The sequence below is a fragment of the Pseudomonas marginalis genome, from assembly GCF_900105325.1.
Taxonomy (GTDB): domain Bacteria; phylum Pseudomonadota; class Gammaproteobacteria; order Pseudomonadales; family Pseudomonadaceae; genus Aquipseudomonas; species Aquipseudomonas marginalis.
This window is the reverse complement of the sequence record NZ_FNSU01000002.1, coordinates 26809-50679: the sequence shown is the minus strand read 5'-3', so window position 1 is coordinate 50679 and position 23871 is coordinate 26809. Positions and strand designations below refer to the sequence as shown.

Sequence of the window (23871 nt, the reverse complement as noted above, 5' to 3'; positions counted from 1 at the left end):
GCGGACGGTCAGCGGGAAAGCAGGTAAAGCGCTTGCCAGCTGATCCGGCCGTCATTATCACGACCGGCGAGATTGTCCATTTTCCTCAACACGTCACTGCGCTTGAGTATCTCCTGGGACAGCTGGATCAGATGATCCATGGGCGAATCGCCTGTCTGCTCCTGGGCCGCCAGGCTCCTCAGGTGGTTGAAGCTCAGCTCCCGGTCCCAGGGATTACGTTTCAACTCGTCGAAATGCTCAAGCATTTCACCGGCCATTTCCTTGTCGGTCTTGTACTTGAAGTAGTTTTCCCCCTTGACCACGATGTTCACATTTTGCCGGTCGATCAGGCCATCCAATGCACCGGTGGAGGAGTGCCGGTCCAGGGCGCTCATCAGTTCCGGACGTCGCAGCAACTCGTTGGCCAGGCGAATGTTCGCGTTCGTGACCGGATTGGGAGACCAGGTTTTTTTCGCCATCCCATAGATACTGTCAACGCTGACATACCCAGGGTTGCTGCGGTCCCTGAAGGCATTGAAATTGTCACGTAACTGTTGCGCCAACTCGTCATTGCTTTTCAGCGAGTACGTCGGATCAGGCCAGCCCGGCGCGGGCGGATACGGCTTACCCACGGTAGGATCGGGGCGTGGTGGCGGATTGCAGTAGCCAGGACCTGGTTGTGGGCGATGCCAGGCAAACCAAGGGCTCACCCAGTGTCTGACCGTATCCATCAGGCCCTGCCTGGCCGGCTCGCTGGAGTGACGCATCACGTTGTCAGCAGCACTCTGACGGGGGGCCTGCGAAGAGGGCGCGCCGAACACGGGCCCCCTCTGGTTTTCCCGAGGCAGGAAGCTGACGTTTGCAGCCGCTTGGCCGTTGGGGGCAGTCGCTGGCCGAGGGGCTTTGACCTCAGGCCTGGAAGTGGCCTGCAAAAGGTCAGAAGTTGATGAGGTCGAGGCCTGTGTATCGGACACCAATACCGACATAGTTTTCTCCATTACAGTGGGCGCGATCTTCAGCTTGCCGCTCCAACGCAACGTCGAAGCCCTTTAGCTTTCCCATGTGTGGCACTTCTGTCGGAAACGGTTCCTGAACCAGCCGCAATATGCACTGCGAGGATGTAAGAAACAGGACAAACGATCGCAGCCTCTTGCAAGACTGCGACTTTTCCAAACCGATAAAGGTCAGAACCCGACGCTGGCCTGTACAAAAAACGTACGCGGCTCGCCCAGGTACAGCCCGGCATTGTTGTCGCTGGAGCGGGTGTAGTGCTGCTGGTCAAAGACGTTTTTCACCCCCACCCCCAGCTTCAGGTTCGACAGTTGTTCGCCAAAGTCGTAGCCACTGCGCACGTTGACCGAGACATAGCCCGGGATATCACCGTACTGCCCATCGGCGCTGCCCTGGGTAATGTAGGTGCTGGTGGTACCCGGTGCACGCTGTCCGGACTGGGCGTACACATCCAGGTTGTGGGTCCAGTGGTTGACGTCGTAGCGCAGGCCCAGGGTTGCCACTTCCCGGGAATACAGTGGCAGGTCGCGTCCTTTGAACGGTACGTCACCTTCGGCGGTAGCCTTGGTGTAGGTGAAGCCGGCGTTGGCGGTCAGGCCGTCCAGGCGAGGGTCCAGGTTCGACAAGTCATAGTGGGCCGACGCTTCGATGCCGGTGTGCTTGGTGGCGCCAAGGTTGGTCCAGCCCACGGCATTGCTGACGTATTGCAGCTCATCCGAGAAGTCGATGTAGAAATACGTGAGTTCCCCGCCCCACACACTGTCGCTGTAGCGCGTACCGACCTCATAGGTCTTGGCTTTTTCCGGGTTCAGGCCGCTGGCGGTCTGGTCGCCGCTGCCGCCTTGTCCGAGTTGGAAGTACTGCAGGCTGCCGAAGGAGGTTTCGTAGTTGGCGAACAATTTCCACGCATCGGAAAGGTGGTACATCACGCTCAGGGCCGGCAGCGGTTCCTGGCTATGGACCTCGCGGCGTTTTTCCTGGGTGCGGGGCCCCGTAAGGGGGATGACCGGACGGTCGTGCCATTCGGTGCGGATGTCTTCAAAACGGATGCCCGGGGTGACGGTCCACTTGCCGATATCGATCTTGTTGTCCACATAGAAGGCGTTGGCCTCGGTGCCACCGGTGCGATCCTGGTAGACGTGACCATCGCTGCGGCCACCCGACGTCGGCACGTTGTTGATCAGGTTCAGACTGGTGGCCTGCTCATGCATGCCTTCCTTGAGGTAGCGGTAACCGACGCTGACTTCCTGGGTGCTGGGGCCCACGTCGAATACATGGGATACCCGCGGCTCGATGCCGAAGGTGTAGTAGGTGCGCGGGTAGGACCCGAGGGTCGCGAGGTCGCGGTTAGCGATGTTACTGCCGCGGAAACTGTCGGAATAATAAGTCAGCACTTCGGCCTGGGTCCGGTCGTCGATTTGCCGGTTGTACTTGAAGGACACGTCCTTGCGACGCCCGCTGAAATTGTCCCAATCGCGCACCGACTGGTACGGGTTGGCATCGAACTGTTTCTGGGTCAGCCCGCCGGGCATGTCGGCGCTGGCATCGTAGTAATGGAAGTTCAGCGAGAAGTCGTCCTGGTCGGTCGGCGCCCAGTGGGTCTTGAAGATCACGTCGTCGATGTCGTTGCCGTTGTTGCTGTTGCGGTAACCGTTGCCATTCACTCCGGAGTACAACAGCGCAGCGCCGATGCCGTTTTCGGCAGTGCCGCCGATAAAAGCGCTCTCGATGTGCTTCCAGCCACCATGGGCGGAAGTTTGCAGGGTGGTGCCGACTTCACCGGAGAATTTCTCGGGGATCGCGCGGGTCACGAAGTTGATCACGCCACCGACGTTCTGTGGCCCATAACGCACGGAACCGGCGCCGCGTACCACGTCGATGCTGTCCAGGTTGCCGGCGGAAATCGGCGCCATCGACAGTTGTGGCTGGCCATAGGGCGCGAATGCCGCCGGCACCCCGTCGATCAGCACGGTGGAGCGTGGCGACAGACGTGATGTCAGCCCGCGTACGCCGACATTGAGGGAAATATCGCTGCCACCTGTGCCGTTGGATTCCTGCACCTGGACCCCAGGCATACGACGCAGCACATCACCGACATTCATCGCGCCCTGCTCCACCATGGCTTCGCGGCGAATCACCGTACGCGCGCCCGGGTGGTTCTGCACCACTTCGGCATCGGCATCCCCAAGCCAGTCGCCGACCACCCTGATGTCGGTGGCACTCAGTTCCAGGGGCGAACCGGCGTCACCGGCGCCGCTGCCGAGCGGGCGCAGGGTCACGGAACCGGCGTCGATCTGATAGTCCAGGCCACTGCCTTGCAGCAATTGGCGCAGGGCCTGTTCCGCCGACAGGTTGCCATCTACTGCCGGGGCCTGCTTGCCGGCGACCAGGTCGGGGCTGAAAAACACTTGCAGGGACGTCTGCTGCCCCAGTTGGCTCAGCGCGCTCCCCAGGGGTTGGGCCTGGATATGGATAGCGTCGCCAGCATAGGCCGCCGGCACTGCGGCACTGACAGCAAGCGCAAGGGCAAGCGGCGCCCAGCGGGAGATTTTATTGTTGTGAACGGCACATTTTTTCACGTCGACCCCAGTCCTGTAATCGCAAGAGTATGCGACTGTTAATGCAAACCAGTTGCAGCTGCAGGAGAAGACGAAGAACTCGGAAAAAACCTGAATCTCAGCGTGAAATAATTTCCTGGCTGCCATCCGGCAGGGTCCTCAGGGCCACGGGCAGGATATGGGGCAAGGCCTTGAGCAAGGCATCGGTGTCATTGGCCTTGAACACACTGGTCAGTCGCAGGTTGCCAACGGCGGGTGTGCTGACGCGCAACGGGCGCTCGCGATAACGCGACACCTCACGGGCGACTTCACCCAGGGATGCGTTGTTGAACACCAGTTTGCCGCTGCGCCAGGCCGTCAGTTCCTCGGCATTCACTGCGTAGGACGCTGCCACCAAGCCTTGGTCATTGATATGGGTTCCCAGCCCCGCCGTCAGCGTCACCCCCTCGTTCGGTGAGCGCCCTTGCACCTTCACCGTACCGGCCTCGACCACCACACGGGTCTGGTCATCATCGCGACGCACATCAAAGCGCGTGCCGGTGACCGTCACCTGCCCTGCACCGGCGGCGACCACAAAGGGACGGCTGCTGTCATGCTCGACATTGAACATGGCCTCGCCCTGCTTGAGTTCAATACTGCGGCGGCCTTTTTCGTAGTGCACCGAGACAACACTGCGGCTGTTCAAATCCATCATCGAGCCGTCGGGCAATGCCACCTGGCGATGCTCACCCAGGCGCGTGCTGAAATCGGCCCGGTAGGGCTTCGGATGATCAAGGCCGCTGAACAAGCCGAGCCCCAAGGCCACGGCGACCACACTGGCGGCGACGGCGTAACGCAACACGCCACGACGTTTTGGACGCTCGGCCGGCGCCTCGCCCAACGCCTGCAAGCGGGCCTTGGGCACCAGGTCGGCGGCGCCCCACAGGCCTTGCAGCACATCGAATTCATATTGGTGCTCGGGCTTTTCATTGCGCCACACATCGAAACGCTCGCGCTCGGTGGCGTCCAACCCAGCGTCTTGCAGGCGTACAAACCATTGCGCGGCTTCGTCGCGGGCACGGTTATCCATCATGGAAGGTCCTGTTTCAGAGCGAGCGTGTGTCATGGGGCCATCGCATCCAGGCGGTCACGCAAATGCCGCAGGGTGCGGATCATATACTTTTCCACCATGTTCTTGGACAAGCCCAGGCGCTCGGCGATCTCCTGCTGGGTCAGGCCCTCGATCTTCTGCCAGATAAAGATCCTGCGGCAGTTGAGCGGCAACTCGGCCAATGCCCGCTCGATGGAGTCCGCGAGCTGGATCGCGTGCATGAAATGCTCCGGGTCACCGCCGTGGGGCTGGCTCTGATCAAAGGCTTCCAACGCCATGGCTTCCCGCCGGTCTTCGCGTCGGTAGGCGTCCACGGCGATATTTCGCGCAGTTTGATGCAGATAAGCGCGCGGTTGCTCTACCTGGGAGGCGGTTGTCTCCAGCACTCTCACAAAGGTGTCATGGGCCAGGTCCTCGGCCTGCTGACGGTTTCTCAGGCGGCGTGTCCAGGTGCCGATCAACTCTTCGTAGTGCTCGAAAAAGCCTGTTCTGCGGGGCGGCTGAGGGATCATCGCGGGAGCACTGGGGAGGCGGGGCGTGAATAGTAATGCTTCCTATTAAGTGGAGCAATTGCTACCCGTCGACCGCGCCACTGCCTGGAAACTAAAGCGCCTGTTTAAGGCGACTCAATTTCTCCCGGCTGCCGCACACGCTCATCTGGCACCATTTGCGCAGTTTGTTCTTGGAGATATCCAGGAATAGCCAATCACAGTCGGTGGCCGTGCAGCACTTCAGCACGCGAAGATCACCGGACACCAGCAACTGCGTGGCCTCGATCGCCAGGCGCCCGATCAACATTGCACTCAGTTCCTGAGCAGAGGTGCAGGTTTTCCACGCCCAGGCCGGTGTCCCATCAACCATGCGCAGCACCCGCCAGGCGGTGCCTTGCTGGAAATTCAGGTTGATCTGCTGCAAGGCGTCATCGGCCGCAGCCTGGCGCAAGGACAACGGGTAAAACACGGCATACAGGCATTCGCGGAACGCAATGATGGCGTCCAGATCCGGCTGGTAGGAAATAGGCGACTCAAACACCATGGCCTTGTATTCAGCGAACTCCTGGGTGGAGATCAACGAGGCGTGCAGCGCCCATTCAAAGAAAAACTGAAAACTGGTAAGCCGCTCTTCCATGACTTTGAGCGGCGACCCAGGGCGGCGGCCGTTGGTGGTATTGATGAAGTCCAACACCTGGGCCCCGCCGATCAGGCGGATGGATTTTGCAGTGCCGGTGAAATGCGTCATGCCTGCTCCTGAAAAAACGCGGTATGCCTGCGATGGCGCAGATTACCTTGTTTTCCGAAGGTGCAGGCACCGCCACCGCGGCGCAAAGACCAGCGGCTATGTGCGCTCGTCGTTGCGGGCCATCCAATCGAGAATAGTCGCGACAGACTGTTCGACAGACAGCGCCTGGGTGTCCACGTGCACTTCCGGAAAGATCGGCACGTCGTAGTCCGAATCAATCCCGGTGAAGTGTTGGATCAACCCCAGGCGGGCTTTTTTGTACAAGCCCTTAGGGTCACGTTGCTCCGCCGTTTCCAGCGGCGCATCCACATGCACCTCGACAAAATGCTCATTGCCGACAATGGCGCGCGCGTAATGCCGGCTGGCCGCCGACGGTGAGATCAGCGCCACGATCACCACCAGCCCTGCGTCCAGCATCAAGCGCGCCACTTCGGCGACCCGCCGGATATTTTCATCGCGGTCGCTGTCGGTAAAACCCAGGTCGCGGCACAGGCCGCCGCGCACCGAGTCGCCGTCAATGATGCAGGTCAAGCGCCCCTGTGCCTGCAAGGCCCTGTCCAGCGCATCGGCAATCGTCGACTTGCCGGCCGCCGAGATGCCCGTCATCCAGATGACCAAGGGCTTTTGCCCCATACGCGAGCGTTCCGCGGCGAGATGGCTGAACGCAAACGCATGCAGATTCCGTTCTGGACGTTCCGCAAAATGACTCATGGCCGCTCACCCTCCGTCACCGCCACAGGCGGTTTACCCAACAGGAATACCATCACGCATTGCACGAACAGCAACAGCGCAACCACCCAGTAGACGGTCGCGAACGAGCCGGTCAGGTCCTTGGAAAAACCGCCCAGGAAGTTACCGCACACACCCCCCAGGCCGATCAGCACATTGGCAATGCCGAATGCCTGGGTCAGTCGGCTGACCGGCACGATTTGCCCGATGTAGCTGGGGACAAGCCCGAAGATGGGGTAGAACGCCAGCGCAAACAAAAATGCCGCCAGGTAGAACAGCGGGAGGCTGTTGAAACTGAACACCAGGGTGGCGGCCAGCCCCGCACTCAAAAAGCACATGGCCAGCGACGCCCTGACGCCCACCTTGTCGGCGATCCACCCCACCAGAAAGCCCGAGGCCATGCCCACCGCGCCAATGGTGGTCCAGACAAACCCGGCGTCCTGTACCGACACCCCCAACTCGTCCCGCAGGAACGGAGCCAGGTAAGTCTGGAACGGCAACAGCGCCATCCCATTCAAAAACGCAATGGCCCAGGTCAGGTACAGCGAGCGACTCAACCAAGGTGCATGACTCTCGAACGCCGTCGAACGCGGCCCGGAAAAACCGGCGTCCTTGTCCGCCACCAGGTTGCGCAGCAGAAACCAGGCCACCACGCACAGGGCCACCGAGATCAGGCCCGCGGTGAGCCAGATCGAGCGCCAGCCACCCTGCAGGGTAAGGAACGACACCAGCAAGCCATTGATGAACACGCCGTAGCTGGTGCCGCTGGAAATCAGCCCCATGACCCGCGAGCGATTACCCGGGCTGAAACCCTTGGTGACAATCTCCGCCAACGGGATGTACACCGAGGCCGAGCAGCCGCCGAGCAAAATCAACAGCGCCCCGGACAGCCAGATACTGTTGCTGACACTCAGCCCCAACAGCGCCAGGGAGGTCATCAGCGTCGACACCAGGCTGATCTTCCAGCCTTCGAAAAAACGACTGATGTAACTGGTGACCGATGAAAACAGCAGGAAGCCGATCTGCGCACCGCCGGTGATCAGGCCCACCGTGGTGTAGTCGAAACCGATGTCACGGCGCATGTCCACCACCAGGTTGGCGAACAGGTAGACGCCAAACCCGTAGGTACTGGCCACGAACCCGGTCAACACCACCGCCAGCACGACGCTGTCCAACGGGCGCGCGCTACTGTGTACCAGTGTGCTCATCAGGTACTCCTTAAACGGCGCGTGCCGTGTGGATGACAAAATCACAATTCATCATGTCGTAGTCACGCTGGAAATCCCCGTAACTCTCATGGGCGCAAAATCCGGACTTGAGCACCTCCCCCTTCAACTCGCCCGGCAACAGCGGATAGACCTGCAACCGATACTGCTCGGCGTTATCGAACGAGTAGATGAACTCACACACGTGTTCATCCACCTGCCCCAGGCCGACGGATGCCTGCGTGCCGCAGTAATAGTAATGACCGCTGGATTTGAACTTGCCTGCGCGAATGGCAAAGAAGTTACGTTGATCCACAATCAGCAAGCCGCCCGGATTGAGCAATGCCCTGAATTTCTCCAGCACCTCCAGCCGTTCATGGGCTGCAAACACATGGCACAGCGAACTGCCCAGGCACACCACAGCATCGAAGCGCCCCAGTTCGGCGGGATCGAGGGCCTGCCAATCCCGGTAGTGCGATTCGATCGCCAACCCGCGTTGCCGAAAATTCTCCCGGGCCTTGGTCAACATCGTGCTGCTGCCGTCCGTGGCGACGACATCGAACCCCGCCTGCTTAAGCTGGACCGCATGAAAACCACTGCCCGTGGAGACGTCGATCACCGACTTCACGCCGTGCTGCTTCAGCAGGTTTTCAAAGAACCCGTTCTCCCCCGCCTTTCTTTTTTCCCAATCGATCAATTCATCCCAGCGCTCGACGAATTTTTTCGAGTATTGCGTGGCGTAACTGGCGACTTCGCCGCGCTTGTGCACCGACATCCGATTCATCACACACCTACCAGGTTGAATGTTTGAAAGACAGGTATTTGCTCGACAGCTCGTGGGCAAACTCGGCGGACTGTTCGATGGACATGGTTTTCTTCGAGTACCCCAGCATCGCCTGCATCACGGCCATGCATTGCGGGTTATAGGTGACCGAGCCATCGCAATGAATCTCATCGATGCCATCCTGGCTCTGGCAGATGGTGTTGATACGCACCGCTTCGTCCTGGGGGCAGTCGGCGCTGAACTGCACCTTGATCTGCCCCTCCTGCAGCCACACCGGATAGCCGCCCGGCAACCCCAGCGGGCCGGGCGCGTGCACCAGCACCGGCGTGGGCGAAAACAACCCTTCGATCACGGTGACGGCCGAGCACGCCGTGAGGAACTGCCCATCGATACCGCCCAGGCGGCGGAACTCGGATTTAACCGTGGAAAAAATCGCTTCGGCCGGCAGGTGGGCCGCGGCCGGGCGGTCGCGCACCTCATGCAACAAGCGGTAGCTGGCACGCGGGGGCAAGCCGCCGCGCGGCACGTAGTGGCTGAAATAGTGCTGGGCATACAGGCACACCTGCACATCGGCAGGCGCACACTCCAGCAGCCGCGCGATGGAAAATCGCAGCGCCGGGATCAGGTTGGCGACATTGCCCACGCCAATATCCGGCGCCAGCCCGACCCTGGCCAGGATCGGGTTGACCGCATCGGGAAAGGCCGCGTTGACCGTCCTGGCCGCGATACCGGAGGCTTTCACCGCCTGCATCAAGTGATGCATCAGCGTCAGGTGCATGGGCAGCCAGGGGCCGAACTGCGCCTGGTCGAGTTGCTCGAACGAGAGCCTGGGCAACCCGGTGATCACACGCCACGACTGCAACGACGCGCAGTTCACCACCAGGTCCGGCGCCTCTGCACGCAGCACCTGGGTGACCCGGTCGATATCGGTGAGGTCGGCGATCACCGGCTTGATCGTGATGCAGTGCCCCAACTGCGCACACGACAGGGCCACCAGGTTGCATAGCCGCACGGTCGCGTCTTCATTGCGCCCCAGCACCACGAATTCAAAGGCATTTTTCGGCCCGAGAATCTTCAGGATCTGCAGGCACAGGTTGCCTGCGCCCACCAGCAGCAGTTTCTTCTTGGGGGCTGACGGGCTCATCGTGGGTAGGCTCCATTGTCTACCGGAATGACCTTGCCGGTGACATGCCGCATGGCATCGCTGATCACCAGCAAAATGACCTCGGCGACGCCGCCGGGCAGGATCGGTTCCTTGAGGATTTCCTGGCGCGCGTACTCGGCGCGGCGGTATTCAGGGATGGTGTCGTAGATGGCGGTGTCGTGGATCAGCGCCGGCGACACTGCGTTAACCCGCACGAACGGCGCAAAATTCCAGGCATTGGCTTTGGTCAGGCCGATCACCGCCGCCTTGGTGGCGCCGTACAAAGCATCACAACTGCCCACTTCGCCCGCCACCGAGGCGATATTGACGATGCAGCGCGGCGCCTCGTGTTTCATCTCCCGTTCGGCGAAGTCTTTGGAGAGATAGACCAAGGCCTTGAGGTTCACAGTCAGGATTTCGTCCACTTCGGCATCGGAATAGGCGTAGATGCTTTTGCCGTGGTAAATACCGGCGTTATTGATTAATGCATGAATAGTTGCGTGGCGCTCGTACAGCGCAGGGATAAAACCCTTGATCAGCGCATTATCCGAAAAGTCCGCGACATGGGTTTCCAATACATCCGCCGTGTAAGTGCGCTGTAATGCACGCAGGCCTTCGGCATCCTTGTCGGCACCGATAACGAAATAACCTGCCTGGATAGCCTTTTCCACAGTAGCCCGGCCGATCCCATTGGCCGCACCGGTGACAATCAACTTTTTCATACAACAATCCTTATTGGCAAAATTCATTCATGCGTGCGTAGAAGGGTCGGTGGTATTCGTAAAAGGCTTTTAATTTTGGCGACTGATCGAAAGTATCCATATCGATAGCAGGTTTATCCGGCAGAGCAATGCGTTCACTGTTCTCCGCCGCCACATGCCAACTTCTCCAGGTTTTCCACTGTCGTGGACATTCACGTTTCCATGTCATGGCACGGGGCAAAAATTCAATCTGCAAGTAGTCACACAGTTTACGAATGACACGCTCCGGCTCGGCGGCGAGGTCATCGGCATTAATCACATAAGGCACTTTTCCGATGAGTTTGGTGACCACACAAAATATCTCGTACAAGGCTTTATGCCCGATGGCCTGCACGGGCATATCGGGGTGTACCCGGTGATGGGAAACAATGCTGCTGGCGGGCTCGCGAATAATAAAAATATTGTGTTGTTGCGCCAGGAAGTCCCGGTCAACTTTCAAGTCATCCAGGCAGTGGTAACACATGTCTTTGTGAAAGACATTGGTACTTTCCCAGGCCTTGAGCAGTTGCTCTTTTATACCTTGATACGTGGTGGGCAAACTGTGGTCCCATTCATCCGAAGGAATCATTGAATCTGCGGAAAATGCCATATGGGCAAACGGCTCGTGGAAAACCTCAAAATCCCCTCGCTCGATAAACACACGCTCCAACACCGTGGAACGGGAACGCGGGTGCGCCCACAACCCGACCATCTTGTTCATGCCAGCACCCCGTATTCAGCGGCCAGGATGGCGTTGAGCGAGCGTGCGAAAGGCTTCGTCACCGGGCACAGGCGCACGCAGTAGTCGGTCAGGCGCCGATGCGCACTGTTGGCTTCGTTGCAGGCGTTGATAAACGCCTCATGATTGCCAAAGTCGTAGGGCTCGATGCTGTCGATGAAATAGGCTTCGCAGAAGTACGGAATGCGGATGAGCCGGGCGAACGTCTCAGCCGGCGCCTGCTGGGGTTCACAGGCGGGTGCCACCGGTTTGCCGTGGCTTTCACGCTCGATCAGAAACTCCACCACCTCCGGCGTCAGCGTGTAGCACGTGGTGGTCAGCCCGGTCTTTTCCAAGTGCCAGCAGTGCTTGTGGCCACGTTCGTCAACGTCGACCTTGATACTGGAAAGCAGGGTCTTGACCGGCACCTTCGAGGCCGCGACCAGGGCCTGGATCTGCTGGTAAATCATCAGCTCGGCCCAGCGCATGTCCTCCGGGCCCAGCGCCAGGCCACGCTCGGCGGCCTGCAAGGCGAACTCGGGCTGGCAGGAAAAACGCCCGATCATAAAGGTGATCACATACTTGCAACAGCCGGTGTCGACGCCATTGCGGCGGGCGCAGGCGATGCCCCGCTCTATTGCCTGGAGACCGGCATGGAATTGCGAAACGGTGAAGCAGAACGTGATATTGACCGAAACGCCTTGGGCCACCAGGTGTTCGATCGTCGCGAAACCCTCCAGGCTGCCCGGCACTTTGACCATCACATTCGCGGCCAGGCGATGCAGCTCCAGGCCTCGTGCGGTCATGCGTTCGCTGCACCGCACATCCGACGGGTCGACTTGGGCGCATATCCAGCCGTCGGCCTGGGCCGATTGCACCCACAGCGGCTTGAGCGTCGAGGCGCCCTCTGCAATCACTTCGTTGTAGAGTTGCTTGCGCAATTCGCCGGGAGACAGGCTGGCCAGATTAAAACGCGACGACCAGTACTCTTTCTTGTCGAGGATCGTCGCCGTCACCAGCCGGGGGTTGGTGGTCACACTGCTGAAGCCCCAGGGCTGGGAGAGATCCTGCGGCATCAACTGTTCGATATGGGCGGCGGCTGCCGGGTACTTGTCCAACAAATGCTGTTTATACGGTGCGTACACCACGGGCGACGAATCCCACCACACTTCCGAACAGGGATCATTACGTTTAAGTCGCTCTATATAACCCAGTGTGCCCACAACACTTGCTCCTTGAGTAACGTGATCAATGAGGGTCGGTAACTCACGCATATCGGCAAAAGGTAACGCGCCGGCTTCGGCCAATATTCGATGTCGAGACAACGGACCAAAACCCAGGACTTTTATAGTGGCTGCCACGGCGGCTTGAATCCCTGTGACACTGTCTTCAATCACCAGCGCATCACAGGGTTCGACGTTGTAAGTTTCACACGCTGTTAAAAACACCAGCGGATCAGGCTTCCAACGCCCCAATTCATAACAACTGAATATTCGCCCTTCGAAATAAGGCAACAACCCCACAAGGCGTAAACACTGTTCGATCTTATTGCGCGGCGCACTCGAGGCTACGCAATAGGGAATTCCCAGCACTTCCAATACGTCAAGTACCCCATCAGTCGCTTTCACATTAAGCGTCAATGCTTCCAGCGCTCGAACTCGGAAGTCCTCTTCAAACTGAGGAGTCAAACAAATACCCATTAACTGTTCTGCTTCGCGCAGACAATCGGCAATCTTTCTTCCACGAAAGTGCTCAATGAAATACGCACTATCCAGTGTCTTGCCGTCCTGTACGTGTGCATTAAGCATGCCGATCAATACAGACAGGGTGATCTCTTCGCTTTGGACGAGTACACCGTCGCAATCGAAAATAACTAACTTAGGCAACGTCGTAGCTCCCTGCTCTGGTAGTTCCCCTATAGCTGCCGATGAACACATAGGCATCTCTTATAGGTGACTCCGCATGACTTCCGAACTACCAGCGGAGCGGGTTGAGGTGTGCTTATAAGACACGGGGCAAAAAACCCTGTCAAACGCTTTTTAGCGGTTTTTTAGTATCTTATGGTTATTTTTTATTCTTCTGTTATTCCATTTTCCACCATGGTTGTAGTCGCTAATTTCACACGGCTGAACTTCCGTTATGCGCCGTCAGTCAGCTACTTGAACTCACGAATTCAAGGTCGGGTGGGCAATGCATATCTCGTTGGAGCAACAAGTGGCGCTGGTAACGGGCGCCAGTTCCGGTATCGGCGCCGGTGCGGCCAGGGCCCTGGCGCAAGCCGGCGCTGCGGTGGTGCTCAATTACAACAGCCAGGCCGCGCCCGCCGAGGCGTTGGCAGAGCAGATCAACGCCGAGGGCGGCCGGGCGATTGCCATCGGCGCCGACGTGTCGAAAGAAGCCGATGTGGAACGCCTGTTCGCAAAGACCCTCGAGGCGTTCGGCCATCTGGACATCCTGGTGGCCAACTCCGGCATGCAGAAGGACGCCGCCGTGGTCGACATGACCCTCGACGACTGGAACGCCGTGATCGGCGTCAACCTCACTGGCCAGTTCCTCTGTGCCCGGGCGGCGGTACGCCTCTTCAAGCGCCAGGGCATCCGTGAAGGCGTATCCCGCGCCGCCGGCAAAATCATCCACATGAGCTCGGTGCACCAGTTGATCCCCTGGGCCGGGCATGTGAATTACGCGGCGTCCAAGGGCGGCGTTGAGATGCTGATGCGCACCCTCGCCCAGGAGGTCAGTGAACAGCGCATCCGTATCAACGGCATTGCGCCGGGGGCGATTCGTACGGCGATCAACCGTGCCGCCACCGAAGGCGCGGCGGAACAGGAGCTGCTCAAGTTGATCCCCTATGGCCGGGTCGGCGATGTGGAGGACGTGGCCAACGCCGTGGTATGGCTGGCCAGTGACGCCTCGGATTACGTGGTCGGCAGCACCCTCTTCATTGATGGCGGCATGAGCCTTTACCCGGAGTTTCGTGACAATGGTTGATTTGAAAAACGAACCACAAAGCGCCATCGATGCCCACGGCATCATCGGCGATATGCGCAGCGCGGCGCTGGTGAACGATAAAGGCAGCATCGATTTCTTCTGCTGGCCGGAGTTCGACAGCCCGTCGATCTTCTGCTCACTGCTGGACACCCCCGATGCCGGCACGTTCCAACTCACCCCGGACCTGCCCAACGCCCGCCGCGAACAGATCTACCTGCCCGACACCAATGTGCTGCAAACCCGTTGGCTCAGCGATGAAGCCGTGGTGGAAATCACCGACCTGCTGGTCATCAGCGAAGAAATCGACGACTTGCCCCTGCTGATTCGCCGCGTACGCGTGGTCAGCGGCACGGCCACCCTCCATCTGCGCTGCGCCGTGCGCCATGACTACGCGCGCGCCACCACCGAGGCGAGCCTGGATAACGCCAGCATCTGTTTCAACGCCGATGGCCAGCCGGGCATGCGCCTGTGCGGCAGCCATCCGTTGCAGATCGAAGATAACGCCGCCGTGGCCCGCTTCACCCTGGATCAGGAAGAAGGCGCCGAGTTCGTACTCGGCGGCCAGGACGATGAGCGTGTGGCGAGTGTCTGCACCGACCTGGCCCTGGCCCACACCTTGAAGTTCTGGCGCGGCTGGATCGCGCAGTCGAACTACCGCGGGCGCTGGCGCGAAATGGTCAACCGCTCGGCCCTGGCCCTCAAGCTGCTGACCTCGCGCAAACACGGCGCAATCATCGCCGCCGCCACCTTCGGCTTGCCGGAAACGCCTGCGGGCGAACGCAACTGGGACTACCGCTACACCTGGATCCGCGACGCCTCGTTTACCGTCTACGCCTTTATGCGCCTGGGCTTTGTCGACGAGGCCAACGCCTATATGCGCTGGCTCAAGGGCCGGGTCAGCGACTGCTGTGGCCAGCCGACCAAGATCAATATCCTGTACGGCATCGACGGCCGCCAGGAGCTGCCCGAAACCACGCTGGAGCACCTCAGCGGCCACGGCGGCGCCAAGCCGGTGCGCATCGGCAATGGCGCGGTCGACCAGGTCCAGCTGGATATTTATGGCGAGTTGATGGACGCGGTGTACTTGGTCAACAAGTACGGCGAAGCCATCTCCCACGAGGGCTGGAAACACACGGTGGAAGTCGCTGACCAGGTGTGTGAAATCTGGAACCGCAAAGACGTGGGCATCTGGGAAATGCGCGGCGAGCAGCATCACTTCCTGCATTCGCGGCTGATGTGCTGGGTGGCCCTGGACCGTGCGATCCGCCTGGCCTCCAAGCGCTCGTTGCCGGCGCCGTTTGCACGTTGGGACCAGACCCGCCAGGCGATCTATGCCGATATCTGGAGCAACTTCTGGAACGAAGAACGCGGGCATTTTGTGCAGCACATCGGCAGCACCGCACTGGACGGTTCGATGCTGCTGATGCCGCTGGTGCGTTTTGTCGCCGCCACCGACCCGCGCTGGCTGAGCACGTTGCAGGCGATCCAGAAAAGCCTGGTGCGCGACGGCATGGTCTACCGCTACCGCAACGACGACAACGCGATCGACGGCTTGCAAGGCACCGAAGGCGCATTCGCCGCCTGCTCGTTCTGGTACGTCGAATGCCTGGCCCGCGCCGGGCAAGTGGAGAAGGCCCACCTGGAATTCGAACAACTGCTGCGCTACGCCAACCCGCTGGGCCTGTATGCCGAAGAGTTCGACAGCCAGGCCCGCCACCTGGGCAATACGCCCCAGGCGTTGAGCCATCTGGCGTTGATCAGCGCGGCGACGTTCCTGGACCGCAAGCTCAGTGGCGAGAAGACGACCTGGCAGCCCTGAGGCGCCCTGCCTTTACAGGCAGGGCATCCCGTCATGTCTTTCGACTAGAGTTTCAACACCTGACAGGAGTCCACCATGACCATCACCGCCCCACTCCTCTACGTGCGCACCTCCATGCTCGATGTGGCGTATGAAACCCACGGTCCCATTGACGGCGAGCCTGTGATCCTGCTGCATGGTTTCCCTTATGACCCTCGCGGCTATGACGAGATTGCGCCGGTGCTGGCCGAACGCGGCTACCGGGTGCTGGTGCCGTACCTGCGCGGTTATGGCCCTACGCGGTTTATCAACGCGCAGGTGATGCGCTCCGGCCAACAGGCGGCGCTGGGCAAGGATCTGCTGGATTTCATGGATGCGCTGTCGATCCCGCGCGCCACCCTGGCCGGGTATGACTGGGGCGGGCGTGCCGCGTGTATCGTCGCGGCCCTGTGGCCGGAACGGGTACGCGGGCTGGTAACGGGCGATGGCTATAACATCCAGGACATTGCCAGGTCGCGCCAGCCACGGGCGCCGGTGACGGAACATCGGTTGTGGTACCAGTTCTACCTTCACACCCAGCGCGGTGTGGACGGGCTGACGGCCAATCGCCGCGAACTCTGTGAGTTGCTGTGGTCGCTGTGGTCGCCGTCCTGGGCCGACGGGCCAGGGCTGTATGGGCAGACGGCGCCGTCATTCGATAACCCGGACTTTGTCGAGGTGGTGATTCATTCCTATCGCCATCGTTTCATGTATGCGCCTGGCGATCCGGCGCTGGAAGCCATCGAGCAGGCCCTGGCGCGGCAACCGGCGATTGCGGTGCCGAGTATTTCGCTGTGCGGCGCCGATGACGGCGTGGGCCCGCCGTCGCAAGAGGATGACGACGTGGAGCATTTCAGCGCTTTTTACCGGCGGGAGGTGTTGCCCGGTGTGGGCCACAATATTCCCCAGGAAGCACCGCGGGCCACCCTCGACGCCCTGTTTGAATTGCTCGCCTAGGCCACCGGCGAGAACCGCTCGCGGTAGGCCTGGGGCGTCACCGACAAGGCCCGCATAAAGCTGCGGCGCAAGGTTTCTTCGCAGCCGAAACCACACTGCACGGCGATGCGCTTGATCGACGCCGTGCTGTCCGCCAGTTGCCGACGGGCGCTTTCGACGCGGATCAGTTCGACGGCGCGCGCGGGCGTCTGGCCGGTTTCAGCGCGGTAGTGGCGCACGAAGCTGCGCTCGCTCATGCCGGCCTGGGCGGCCAGGGTCGGGATACTCAGGTCGAGGGTCAGATGCTCGGCTATCCAGGCATGCAGCTCGGTGAAACGGCTGCCGCCCTTTTGCAGGGACAGGGTCACGCTGAATTGCGACTGGCCGCCGGGGCGCTTCAGGAACACCACCAGGTGCCGCGCCACTTCCAGGGCCACGGCGCGGCCCAGGTCTTCTTCCACCAGAGCCAGGCACAGGTCGATACCGGCGGTCACACCGGCGGAGGTCCACACCGCGCCCTGCTGGATAAAGATCGGGTTGGGCTCCACGGTCAACGCCGGAAACTTGCGCGCCAGTTCTTCGCAACGGGTCCAGTGGGTGGCGACGCGACAACCATCGAGCAAGCCACTGGCCGCCAGCAAAAACGCACCGGTACACACCGACGCCATGCGCCGAGTGTGCCGGGCTTTTTCGCGCACCCAATCCACCAGCGCAGGCTTTTCAGCGGCGCCGTACACGCCCCAGCCGCCCGCGATCACCAGGGTGTCGCAGGGCTGGTCGACCGCAGGCAACGGCTCGGCCACCAGCGCCAGGCCGGCGGAGGTCATCACCGGTCCGGCCTGGTCGGCGATCACCGTGACCGCATAAGGCAACGGCACGCCACGCTGGCGCGCCAGGTCATTGGCCGATGCAAACACCTGCAGCGGCCCGGTGACGTCGAGCACCTGGGCATTCTCGAAAGCGAGTACGTGAACAATTCTGGGCATGGTTGGCGTGATTCGTGGGTTCAATGGCGTATTCGCCAAAGCCTAGGCCGCTAGAGTGAGGTCGTCTACCCCTTTCTCGGAGCTTCATTCATGACCTTGCAGATCGGCTTTCTGTTGTTCCCCGGCATTCAGCAACTGGACCTGACCGGCCCCTACGACGTATTGGGTTCGCTGCCGGACGTGAAACTGCACCTGATATGGAAGGACCTGGCGCCGGTCACCTCCAGCACGGGCCTGGTGTTCACGCCGACCATGACCTATGCCGACTGCCCGACGCTGGATGTGATCTGCGTGCCCGGTGGTTCCGGCGTGGGCCCATTGATGGAAGACCCGCAGACCCTGGACTTCCTCAAGGCCCAGGCGCAGACCGCGCGCTACGTGACCTCGGTGTGCACCGGCTCGCTGGTGCTCGGCGCGGCGGGGTTGCTGCGCGGGCGCAAGGCGACGACGCACTGGGCCTACCACGACATGCTCGCCCCCCTCGGCGCCATCCCGGTACAGGAGCGCGTGGTGCGTGACGGCAACCTGTTCACCGGGGGTGGCATTACCGCCGGTATCGACTTTGCCCTGGTGCTGGCGGCGGAGTTGTACAGCGAAGCGGCGGCGCAACTGGTGCAGTTGCAGATTGAATATGCGCCGGCGCCGCCGTTCGATTCGGGTCGCCCGGACACAGCGCCTGCGCATGTGCGGGAAGAAGCCAACAAACGCACCGCCGAATCGCGCAGGGTGCGCGGTGAAATCGTCGCGCGCGCAGCAGCACGGCTGGGCTGAGCCTGTACCTGTGGTGAGCGAGCTTGCTCGCGCTGGGGCGCGAAGCGGCCCCAAGCTTTGGAGGGGCTGCTGCGCAGCCCAGCGCGAGCAAGCTCGCTCACCATAAGAAGCTCGTTCACCACAACAAGCTCGTTTGGCCACAGACCGCTTGCTCGCCGCACAATCCCTTCACCTCATGGGGTCAGGCTGGGCGCGACATCACCGCCAGGCGCACCGCCAACACGCTCAGCACCGTCGCCAAGCCCCATTTCTGTAGCCAGGCGGCTCTTGGGCGCCTGGCGAGGAAGCGGCTCAGCACCCCGCCGAATATGCCCAGCAGCAGGTGAAACACCCCAGCGATCAAAGTCAGCACGCCCCCCAACAGCATCAACTGCACGGCGATGGAGCCGGCCTGCGGCCGTACGAACTGCGGCAAAAACACCACAAAAAACAGCAACGCCTTGGGGTTGAGCAGGCTGTTGAGCATCGCCTGCAGAAACACCCGGCCAAGGGGCACACGGTGCGGGCGGGCAGTCTCCAGCCCAGTTTTTTTCTGCAGCGTCTTGAACACCAGCCACAGCAGGTAGACCACACCCGCACAGCGGATCACGTCAAAGGATGGCGGCCAACTGGCGACCAACGCCGTTACCCCGCTGGCGGTCAATGCGCTCAGCAGTATGTCGGCGACACCGATGCCCAGGGCCGAAGCCACTCCCCCGCGCCAGCCGTGGGTGACGCCATGGCTGATCACAAAGGCCATGTTCGGCCCCGGGGATAACAGCAACAACAGCACAGCACCTGAAAAAACTGCCAGGGTCGCAAAGTCGATCATGCTCAAGCCGTCCACCGGGAAAAGCCTGCAGATTAGTGCGTGGGCCTGGGGCGAACAAAAAATTGTGCTGGATACATTGTTCATCGGCAATTGCGAATGGCCACGACCAGCGTCTAGAATGCGAAACATTATCAATTAAGACTGCTGCGCCAGGATGCCCATGTCGAGCGATCACCCACTGGACCATGCCGCTATCGGCCAGCTTTACCACACCCATCACTCCTGGCTGCGCGGCTGGTTGAGCCGGCGCACCGGTTGCCGTGAACGTGCCGCCGACCTGGCGCAGGAAACCTTTGTGCGCCTGCTCAACGCACGCAAACAGCAGGCCGTACTGCAGCCGCGCGCGTACCTGAGCAGCATCGCCCGCAGCTTGATGATCGACCAGTACCGGCGCCGCGAACTGGAGCGCGCCTACCTCGAAAGCCTTGCGCATTTCCCCCAGGCCGACGTGCCGTCGGAAGAAACCCGCCTGCTGATTCTCGACAGTCTGGAACGCATCGACCGCCTGCTCGACCAGCTCAAGCCGCGGGTGCGTGAAGCATTCCTGTTGGCGCAACTGGACGGCCTGACCTGTGCGCAGATCGCCCTGCGCCTCGGGGTGTCCAAGGCTACGGTGGAGCGTGACCTGTCCAAGGCGCTGCACGCCTGCTATCGGTTGCGCTATGCCGACCTCTGACCCGCGCCTGGTCGACCAGGCCATCCAGTGGATGATCAAGCTGCGCTTCAACGTCGCCGACGACGCGAGCACCGCTGCGTTCGAGCGCTGGCTGCACACCAGCGCCGAACACCAGCAGGTCTGGCAACGGGTGGCGACGATGAATGATGAGTTCAGCCACCTGCCCGCACAGGTCGGCCGCCACGCCCTGCACGGGGCGCGTCGACGTATCAGCCGCCGTGAAGGGTTGAAGCTGCTCGGCCTGGTGGCCGGTACGGCCGGCCTGACCTGGTTCGGCCGCGACTACACCCCGCTGCCCGCCTTGATGGCCGACTACCGCACTGCCACCGGCGAACGGCGTTGGGTGGCGTTGAACGACGGCAGCCGCATCCAACTGAACAGCGCCAGCGCATTCGACGCGGTATTGACTCAGGAGCGGCGCCTGGTGCAGTTGCGCCAGGGTGAAATACTGGTCAATACCGGTGCCGACACGCGGCCCTTCTGGGTACAGACCCGTGACGGTTACCTGCGCGCCCTCGGCACGCGCTTCCTGGTGCGCGAAGACGCCCAAGGCACCATGCTCGCCGTGCAGCAGGGCACGGTGGCGGTGTTTGCCGACAACCACGCCGCCGGCGCGCGCCAAGTGATCAACCCCGGCGAACAGGTGCTGTTCGACCGCAGTGGCATTCGTTCTCTGGTCGCCAATGGCCTGGACCCTTGGGCCTGGAGCGAAGGCGTGATCAGCGCCCGGGACATGCGCCTGGATGCTTTCCTCGCCGAACTGGGCCGCTACCGCAACGGCCTGCTGCGCTGCAGCGAAGCGGTGGCCGGGTTGCGGGTGTCGGGCACTTATCAGTTGGACGACACCGATCAAGTGCTGGGCCTGGTAGCGCACTCACTCAAGCTCGATGTCACTTACCGCAGCCGCTACTGGGTGACCGTCACCGCCCGCGTTTAACATTCTCGAAAATAAATGAGGTGAATTCTCATTGCCGCTCGACCTGTAAGGAAAGGCCGATCAACAGGCCGGTTCTGTTCACTTCCTTCAGGAGCATCCCGCGGTCATGCAAGCGTTCCCCTCCCCACGTTCCCCCCTCAAGCACGCGGTGCACGCCGCCTTGCTCGGCGCCTGCCTGAGCTGCGCCGCCGCGCCGCCGTTCGCATGGGCCGAAACGCCGGCCAGCGACACCCAGGCCCGCGACTGGAACATTGCAGCCGGTTCCCTGGCCACGGCACTGGACCAGTTCGCCCGTCAGGCCGGCATCAGCCTGTCGTACGACGCCACCAGCGTCGCCGGCAAGACCAGCCCGGGCCTGAGTGGTCGCCTGGACCGCGAGCAGGCGCTCGACCGGTTGCTGCGTGGCCAGGGCCTGCAAGCCCAGCGCCAGGGCAACAGTACCTGGCTGCTGTTGCCGCAAGTGGCCGACAGCGGCGCGCTGAACCTGGGCGCCACCACAGTCACTGGTGAGCGGTTGGGCGCCACCACCGATGGCACCGGGGCCTACACCACGGGCGCGGTGACGATCGGCAAGGGCGAACACAGCCTGCGGGAAACGCCGCAATCGGTGAGTGTGATGACCCGCCAATTGATGGATGACCAGAACCTCACCACCATCGATGACGTGATGGAACGCACGCCCGGGATCACCACCTACGAATCGCCCATGGGTGGCAAATATTTTTATTCCCGTGGTTTCAAGATGCTCGGCCAGTACCAGTACGACGGCGTGCCCCTGGACATGGGCAAGGACTACGTGCAGGCCGACAGCTTCAGCGCGAACATGGCGATCTACGACCGCGTCGAAGTGCTCAAGGGCGCGGCCGGCATGCTCAAGGGCGCCGGCACCGCCAGCGGCGCGGTGAACTTCGTGCGCAAGCGGCCCCAGGCCAAGCCCACCACCAGCCTGTCGCTGTCCGCCGGCACCTGGGACAACTACCGCGCCGACGTCGACACCGGCGGCCCGCTGAATGACAGCGGTACGGTGCGCGGCCGCGCGGCGATCAGCCAACAGAATCGCGGTTCCTACATGGATATTTCCAAGCGCCAGGACCAGGCTTTCTATGGCGCCCTGGATGTCGATCTCAGCGCCGACACCACCCTGGGCTTCGGCGCCAGCCATGAAGACGTCGACGCCACACCGTGCTGGGGCGGCCTGCCGCGCTATGCCAACGGCAAAAGCGCCCACCTCAGCCGCTCCACCTGCCTGGGCCAATCCTGGAACGACTGGCAAAGCCGGCGCACCACCTTCTTCGCCGACCTCACCCACTCCTTCAACGATGACTGGAAACTCAAGGTTGCGGCCGTGCACAGCCGCAACCTGCAAGACACCAAATACGCCGCCAGCGAAGGCACCATTGCCTACGGCAACCCGACGCCTACGGCCAACTCCTATGCGGCGCTGATGGACTACGACCACAAGGACTTCGGCCTCGATGCCTATGTGGACGGCAAGTTCGAAGCCTTCGGGCTGGAACACGAACTGATCCTCGGTGCCAATGGCAGCCGTGGTACCCAGGACGATGTGTACGCGATCCAGAACCTGCCCAGGCGCCAGGGCATCTACCAACCCGACCACCATTTCCCGGAGCCGGCCAACAGCACCTTCTGGCCGAACATGTATCGCGGCGGCACGGTGAAGGAAACCGCCACCCAGTACGGCGCCTACACCACCTTGCGCCTGCGCCTGGCCGAGCCGTTGATGTTTATCGTAGGCAGCCGCGTGAGCTGGTACGAGAACCGTCGCCAGTCCAACAACCTGGCCTGGGGCGAGTGGGCCTTGCAGGATGCCCGCACCCGGGAAACCGGTGAAGTGACGCCGTTTGCCGCACTGATCTACGACCTCAACGAGCACCTGTCGGTGTACGCCAGCTACGCGGATATCTTCCAGCCGCAAAGTTCCTATGCCACGCTCGATGGCGCCGCGCTCAAGCCGAAGATCGGTGACAACTACGAGCTGGGTATCAAGGGCGAATGGTTCGACGGGCGCCTGAACAGCTCCCTGGCGCTGTTCCGCGCCGTCGAGAAAAACGCGGCCGAATCCGATTACATCGCCCAGTGCCCGACCTCCGCCGACGGCTATTGCTACACCGACAGCGGCAAGGTGCGCGCCCAGGGCGTGGAGGCGGAAATCAGCGGTGAAGTCCTCGAGCGCCTGCAGGTATCCGGCGGCTACACCTACACCCAGACCAAGTCCCTGAAGAACATCGATACCGCCCTGGAAGGCGGCACGTCCAACACCTACGTACCTCGACACATGCTGCGCATGTGGGGCGACTACCAGCTCGACGGCGCCCTGTCGAAATGGAGCGTGGGCACCGGCGTCAACGCCCAGAGCAGCAATTACCGCGTGCAGACCATCAAGCTCGAACAGGCCGGTTACGCAACCTGGAGTGCCCGTGTGGCGTACCGTATCGACGACACTTGGACCGTCGCACTCAACGGCAACAATCTGTTCGACAAAAGTTACTACAACACGGTGGGTACAGCCTCCTGGGGTAACTTTTATGGCGAGCCGCGAAATTTTACGGTGAGTTTGAAAGGCAACTTCTGATCTGGCGAAAGTCCCGCAGGCAGGGCACTTCGTGCGCCCTGCCAACCCCTCTTTGCCCCCCCTTCCTACCGCCTTTGAAAAAAGGTTTTTCCTTTATGCAGGAAAAATCCTGCATTTGTTTCTACACTCAAAAACA

At 61.3% G+C, this 23871-nt stretch carries 21 protein-coding genes and 1 pseudogene; 7 read left to right on the top strand and 15 right to left on the bottom strand.

Features of this window, described 5'->3' with window-relative positions; translation table 11 throughout:
- Positions 1-8: 8 nt before the first annotated feature.
- The 13 genes and pseudogenes from BLW22_RS35085 to BLW22_RS35675 all read right to left on the bottom strand — a co-directional run.
- The gene (locus BLW22_RS35085; RefSeq protein WP_065926924.1) at positions 9-965 is read right to left on the bottom strand and encodes a type III secretion effector protein; all 957 of its coding nucleotides are present in this window, start codon (positions 963-965) and stop codon (positions 9-11) included.
- A gap of 198 nt (positions 966-1163) precedes the next feature.
- On the bottom strand, positions 1164-3569 hold the full coding sequence (locus tag BLW22_RS07765) for a TonB-dependent siderophore receptor (RefSeq protein WP_065926923.1): 2406 nt from the start codon (positions 3567-3569) through the stop codon (positions 1164-1166).
- Between the two features lie 97 nt (positions 3570-3666).
- Positions 3667-4620 carry a FecR family protein gene (locus tag BLW22_RS07760; RefSeq protein ID WP_065947062.1) on the bottom strand — a complete coding sequence of 318 codons (954 nt, stop codon included), beginning with the start codon at positions 4618-4620 and terminating at the stop codon, positions 3667-3669.
- Positions 4621-4649: 29 nt separating this feature from the next.
- A complete protein-coding gene (locus BLW22_RS07755) occupies positions 4650-5150 on the bottom strand; it encodes a sigma-70 family RNA polymerase sigma factor (protein WP_065926921.1) in 501 nt (166 codons plus the stop codon).
- A gap of 91 nt (positions 5151-5241) precedes the next feature.
- Positions 5242-5877: a CGNR zinc finger domain-containing protein gene (locus tag BLW22_RS07750; RefSeq protein WP_065926920.1), complete on the bottom strand. Its 636-nt coding sequence runs from the start codon at positions 5875-5877 to the stop codon at positions 5242-5244.
- Between the two features lie 96 nt (positions 5878-5973).
- On the bottom strand, positions 5974-6588 hold the full coding sequence (cysC, locus tag BLW22_RS07745) for an adenylyl-sulfate kinase (protein WP_065926919.1): 615 nt from the start codon (positions 6586-6588) through the stop codon (positions 5974-5976).
- The gene (locus BLW22_RS07740; protein ID WP_065947060.1) at positions 6585-7814 is read right to left on the bottom strand and encodes an MFS transporter; all 1230 of its coding nucleotides are present in this window, start codon (positions 7812-7814) and stop codon (positions 6585-6587) included. Before BLW22_RS07740 ends, cysC begins: the two co-directional genes overlap by 4 nt.
- Before the next feature lie 10 nt (positions 7815-7824).
- A complete protein-coding gene (locus BLW22_RS07735) occupies positions 7825-8595 on the bottom strand; it encodes a class I SAM-dependent methyltransferase (protein WP_074845264.1) in 771 nt (256 codons plus the stop codon).
- A gap of 7 nt (positions 8596-8602) precedes the next feature.
- Positions 8603-9739: an SDR family oxidoreductase gene (locus BLW22_RS07730; protein WP_065926916.1), complete on the bottom strand. Its 1137-nt coding sequence runs from the start codon at positions 9737-9739 to the stop codon at positions 8603-8605.
- Positions 9736-10461 carry an SDR family oxidoreductase gene (locus BLW22_RS07725; protein WP_065926915.1) on the bottom strand — a complete coding sequence of 242 codons (726 nt, stop codon included), beginning with the start codon at positions 10459-10461 and terminating at the stop codon, positions 9736-9738. The genes BLW22_RS07730 and BLW22_RS07725 overlap by 4 nt, the downstream gene beginning before the upstream one ends.
- Positions 10462-10471: 10 nt before the next feature.
- The gene (locus BLW22_RS07720; RefSeq protein ID WP_074845261.1) at positions 10472-11200 is read right to left on the bottom strand and encodes a sulfotransferase-like domain-containing protein; all 729 of its coding nucleotides are present in this window, start codon (positions 11198-11200) and stop codon (positions 10472-10474) included.
- Positions 11197-12420, bottom strand: coding sequence for a transaldolase family protein (locus tag BLW22_RS35680; protein ID WP_074845796.1), 1224 nt, complete (start codon positions 12418-12420; stop codon positions 11197-11199). Before BLW22_RS35680 ends, BLW22_RS07720 begins: the two co-directional genes overlap by 4 nt.
- Before the next feature lie 123 nt (positions 12421-12543).
- A pseudogene (locus tag BLW22_RS35675) lies at positions 12544-13134 on the bottom strand (HAD family hydrolase); the annotation flags it as partial.
- Between the two features lie 253 nt (positions 13135-13387).
- On the opposite strand from BLW22_RS35675, the gene BLW22_RS07705 reads away from it, so the two are divergent.
- From BLW22_RS07705 to BLW22_RS07695, 3 genes are all read left to right on the top strand, one after another.
- Positions 13388-14188: a glucose 1-dehydrogenase gene (locus BLW22_RS07705; protein ID WP_074845258.1), complete on the top strand. Its 801-nt coding sequence runs from the start codon at positions 13388-13390 to the stop codon at positions 14186-14188.
- A complete protein-coding gene (locus BLW22_RS07700) occupies positions 14181-16007 on the top strand; it encodes a glycoside hydrolase family 15 protein (RefSeq protein WP_065926911.1) in 1827 nt (608 codons plus the stop codon). The genes BLW22_RS07705 and BLW22_RS07700 overlap by 8 nt, the downstream gene beginning before the upstream one ends.
- A 75-nt stretch (positions 16008-16082) precedes the next feature.
- Positions 16083-16982, top strand: a complete 900-nt coding sequence (locus BLW22_RS07695) for an alpha/beta fold hydrolase (protein WP_074845255.1) — start codon at positions 16083-16085, stop codon at positions 16980-16982.
- Here the strand turns inward: BLW22_RS07695 and BLW22_RS07690 are convergent.
- Entirely contained in the window at positions 16979-17947 is a 969-nt protein-coding gene (locus BLW22_RS07690) for a GlxA family transcriptional regulator (protein ID WP_065926909.1), read from the bottom strand. The genes BLW22_RS07695 and BLW22_RS07690 overlap by 4 nt on opposite strands.
- Positions 17948-18037: 90 nt before the next feature.
- Between BLW22_RS07690 and inhA the strand changes: the two genes are divergently transcribed.
- Positions 18038-18718 carry an isonitrile hydratase gene (inhA, locus tag BLW22_RS07685; RefSeq protein ID WP_065947053.1) on the top strand — a complete coding sequence of 227 codons (681 nt, stop codon included), beginning with the start codon at positions 18038-18040 and terminating at the stop codon, positions 18716-18718.
- A gap of 181 nt (positions 18719-18899) precedes the next feature.
- Here the strand turns inward: inhA and BLW22_RS07680 are convergent, their stop codons facing one another.
- Positions 18900-19529 carry a LysE family translocator gene (locus BLW22_RS07680; RefSeq protein ID WP_074845793.1) on the bottom strand — a complete coding sequence of 210 codons (630 nt, stop codon included), beginning with the start codon at positions 19527-19529 and terminating at the stop codon, positions 18900-18902.
- A 160-nt stretch (positions 19530-19689) separates the two neighbouring features.
- Between BLW22_RS07680 and BLW22_RS07675 the strand changes: the two genes are divergently transcribed.
- The 3 genes from BLW22_RS07675 to BLW22_RS07665 all read left to right on the top strand — a co-directional run bounded on the left by BLW22_RS07675 (position 19690) and on the right by BLW22_RS07665 (position 23735).
- Positions 19690-20205: a sigma-70 family RNA polymerase sigma factor gene (locus BLW22_RS07675; protein WP_053132260.1), complete on the top strand. Its 516-nt coding sequence runs from the start codon at positions 19690-19692 to the stop codon at positions 20203-20205.
- The gene (locus BLW22_RS07670; protein ID WP_065926907.1) at positions 20192-21142 is read left to right on the top strand and encodes a FecR domain-containing protein; all 951 of its coding nucleotides are present in this window, start codon (positions 20192-20194) and stop codon (positions 21140-21142) included. Before BLW22_RS07675 ends, BLW22_RS07670 begins: the two co-directional genes overlap by 14 nt.
- A 106-nt stretch (positions 21143-21248) precedes the next feature.
- Positions 21249-23735: a TonB-dependent siderophore receptor gene (locus BLW22_RS07665; RefSeq protein ID WP_074845252.1), complete on the top strand. Its 2487-nt coding sequence runs from the start codon at positions 21249-21251 to the stop codon at positions 23733-23735.
- Positions 23736-23871 lie beyond the last annotated feature (136 nt).

Coding starts and splice junctions, on each gene's coding strand:
- BLW22_RS07700 (WP_065926911.1), top strand. CDS start 14,181: ATGGTTGATTTGAAAAACGAACCACAAAGCGCCATCGATGCCCACGGC.
- BLW22_RS07755 (WP_065926921.1), bottom strand. CDS start 5,150: ATGATCCCTCAGCCGCCCCGCAGAACAGGCTTTTTCGAGCACTACGAA.
- BLW22_RS07680 (WP_074845793.1), bottom strand. CDS start 19,529: ATGATCGACTTTGCGACCCTGGCAGTTTTTTCAGGTGCTGTGCTGTTG.
- BLW22_RS07740 (WP_065947060.1), bottom strand. CDS start 7,814: ATGAGCACACTGGTACACAGTAGCGCGCGCCCGTTGGACAGCGTCGTG.
- BLW22_RS07665 (WP_074845252.1), top strand. CDS start 21,249: ATGCAAGCGTTCCCCTCCCCACGTTCCCCCCTCAAGCACGCGGTGCAC.
- BLW22_RS07735 (WP_074845264.1), bottom strand. CDS start 8,595: ATGAATCGGATGTCGGTGCACAAGCGCGGCGAAGTCGCCAGTTACGCC.
- BLW22_RS07750 (WP_065926920.1), bottom strand. CDS start 5,877: ATGACGCATTTCACCGGCACTGCAAAATCCATCCGCCTGATCGGCGGG.
- cysC (WP_065926919.1), bottom strand. CDS start 6,588: ATGAGTCATTTTGCGGAACGTCCAGAACGGAATCTGCATGCGTTTGCG.
- BLW22_RS07690 (WP_065926909.1), bottom strand. CDS start 17,947: ATGCCCAGAATTGTTCACGTACTCGCTTTCGAGAATGCCCAGGTGCTC.
- BLW22_RS07720 (WP_074845261.1), bottom strand. CDS start 11,200: ATGAACAAGATGGTCGGGTTGTGGGCGCACCCGCGTTCCCGTTCCACG.
- BLW22_RS07760 (WP_065947062.1), bottom strand. CDS start 4,620: ATGATGGATAACCGTGCCCGCGACGAAGCCGCGCAATGGTTTGTACGC.
- BLW22_RS07730 (WP_065926916.1), bottom strand. CDS start 9,739: ATGAGCCCGTCAGCCCCCAAGAAGAAACTGCTGCTGGTGGGCGCAGGC.
- BLW22_RS07725 (WP_065926915.1), bottom strand. CDS start 10,461: ATGAAAAAGTTGATTGTCACCGGTGCGGCCAATGGGATCGGCCGGGCT.
- BLW22_RS07705 (WP_074845258.1), top strand. CDS start 13,388: ATGCATATCTCGTTGGAGCAACAAGTGGCGCTGGTAACGGGCGCCAGT.
- inhA (WP_065947053.1), top strand. CDS start 18,038: ATGACCTTGCAGATCGGCTTTCTGTTGTTCCCCGGCATTCAGCAACTG.
- BLW22_RS07675 (WP_053132260.1), top strand. CDS start 19,690: ATGTCGAGCGATCACCCACTGGACCATGCCGCTATCGGCCAGCTTTAC.
- BLW22_RS07670 (WP_065926907.1), top strand. CDS start 20,192: ATGCCGACCTCTGACCCGCGCCTGGTCGACCAGGCCATCCAGTGGATG.
- BLW22_RS07695 (WP_074845255.1), top strand. CDS start 16,083: ATGACCATCACCGCCCCACTCCTCTACGTGCGCACCTCCATGCTCGAT.
- BLW22_RS35085 (WP_065926924.1), bottom strand. CDS start 965: ATGTCGGTATTGGTGTCCGATACACAGGCCTCGACCTCATCAACTTCT.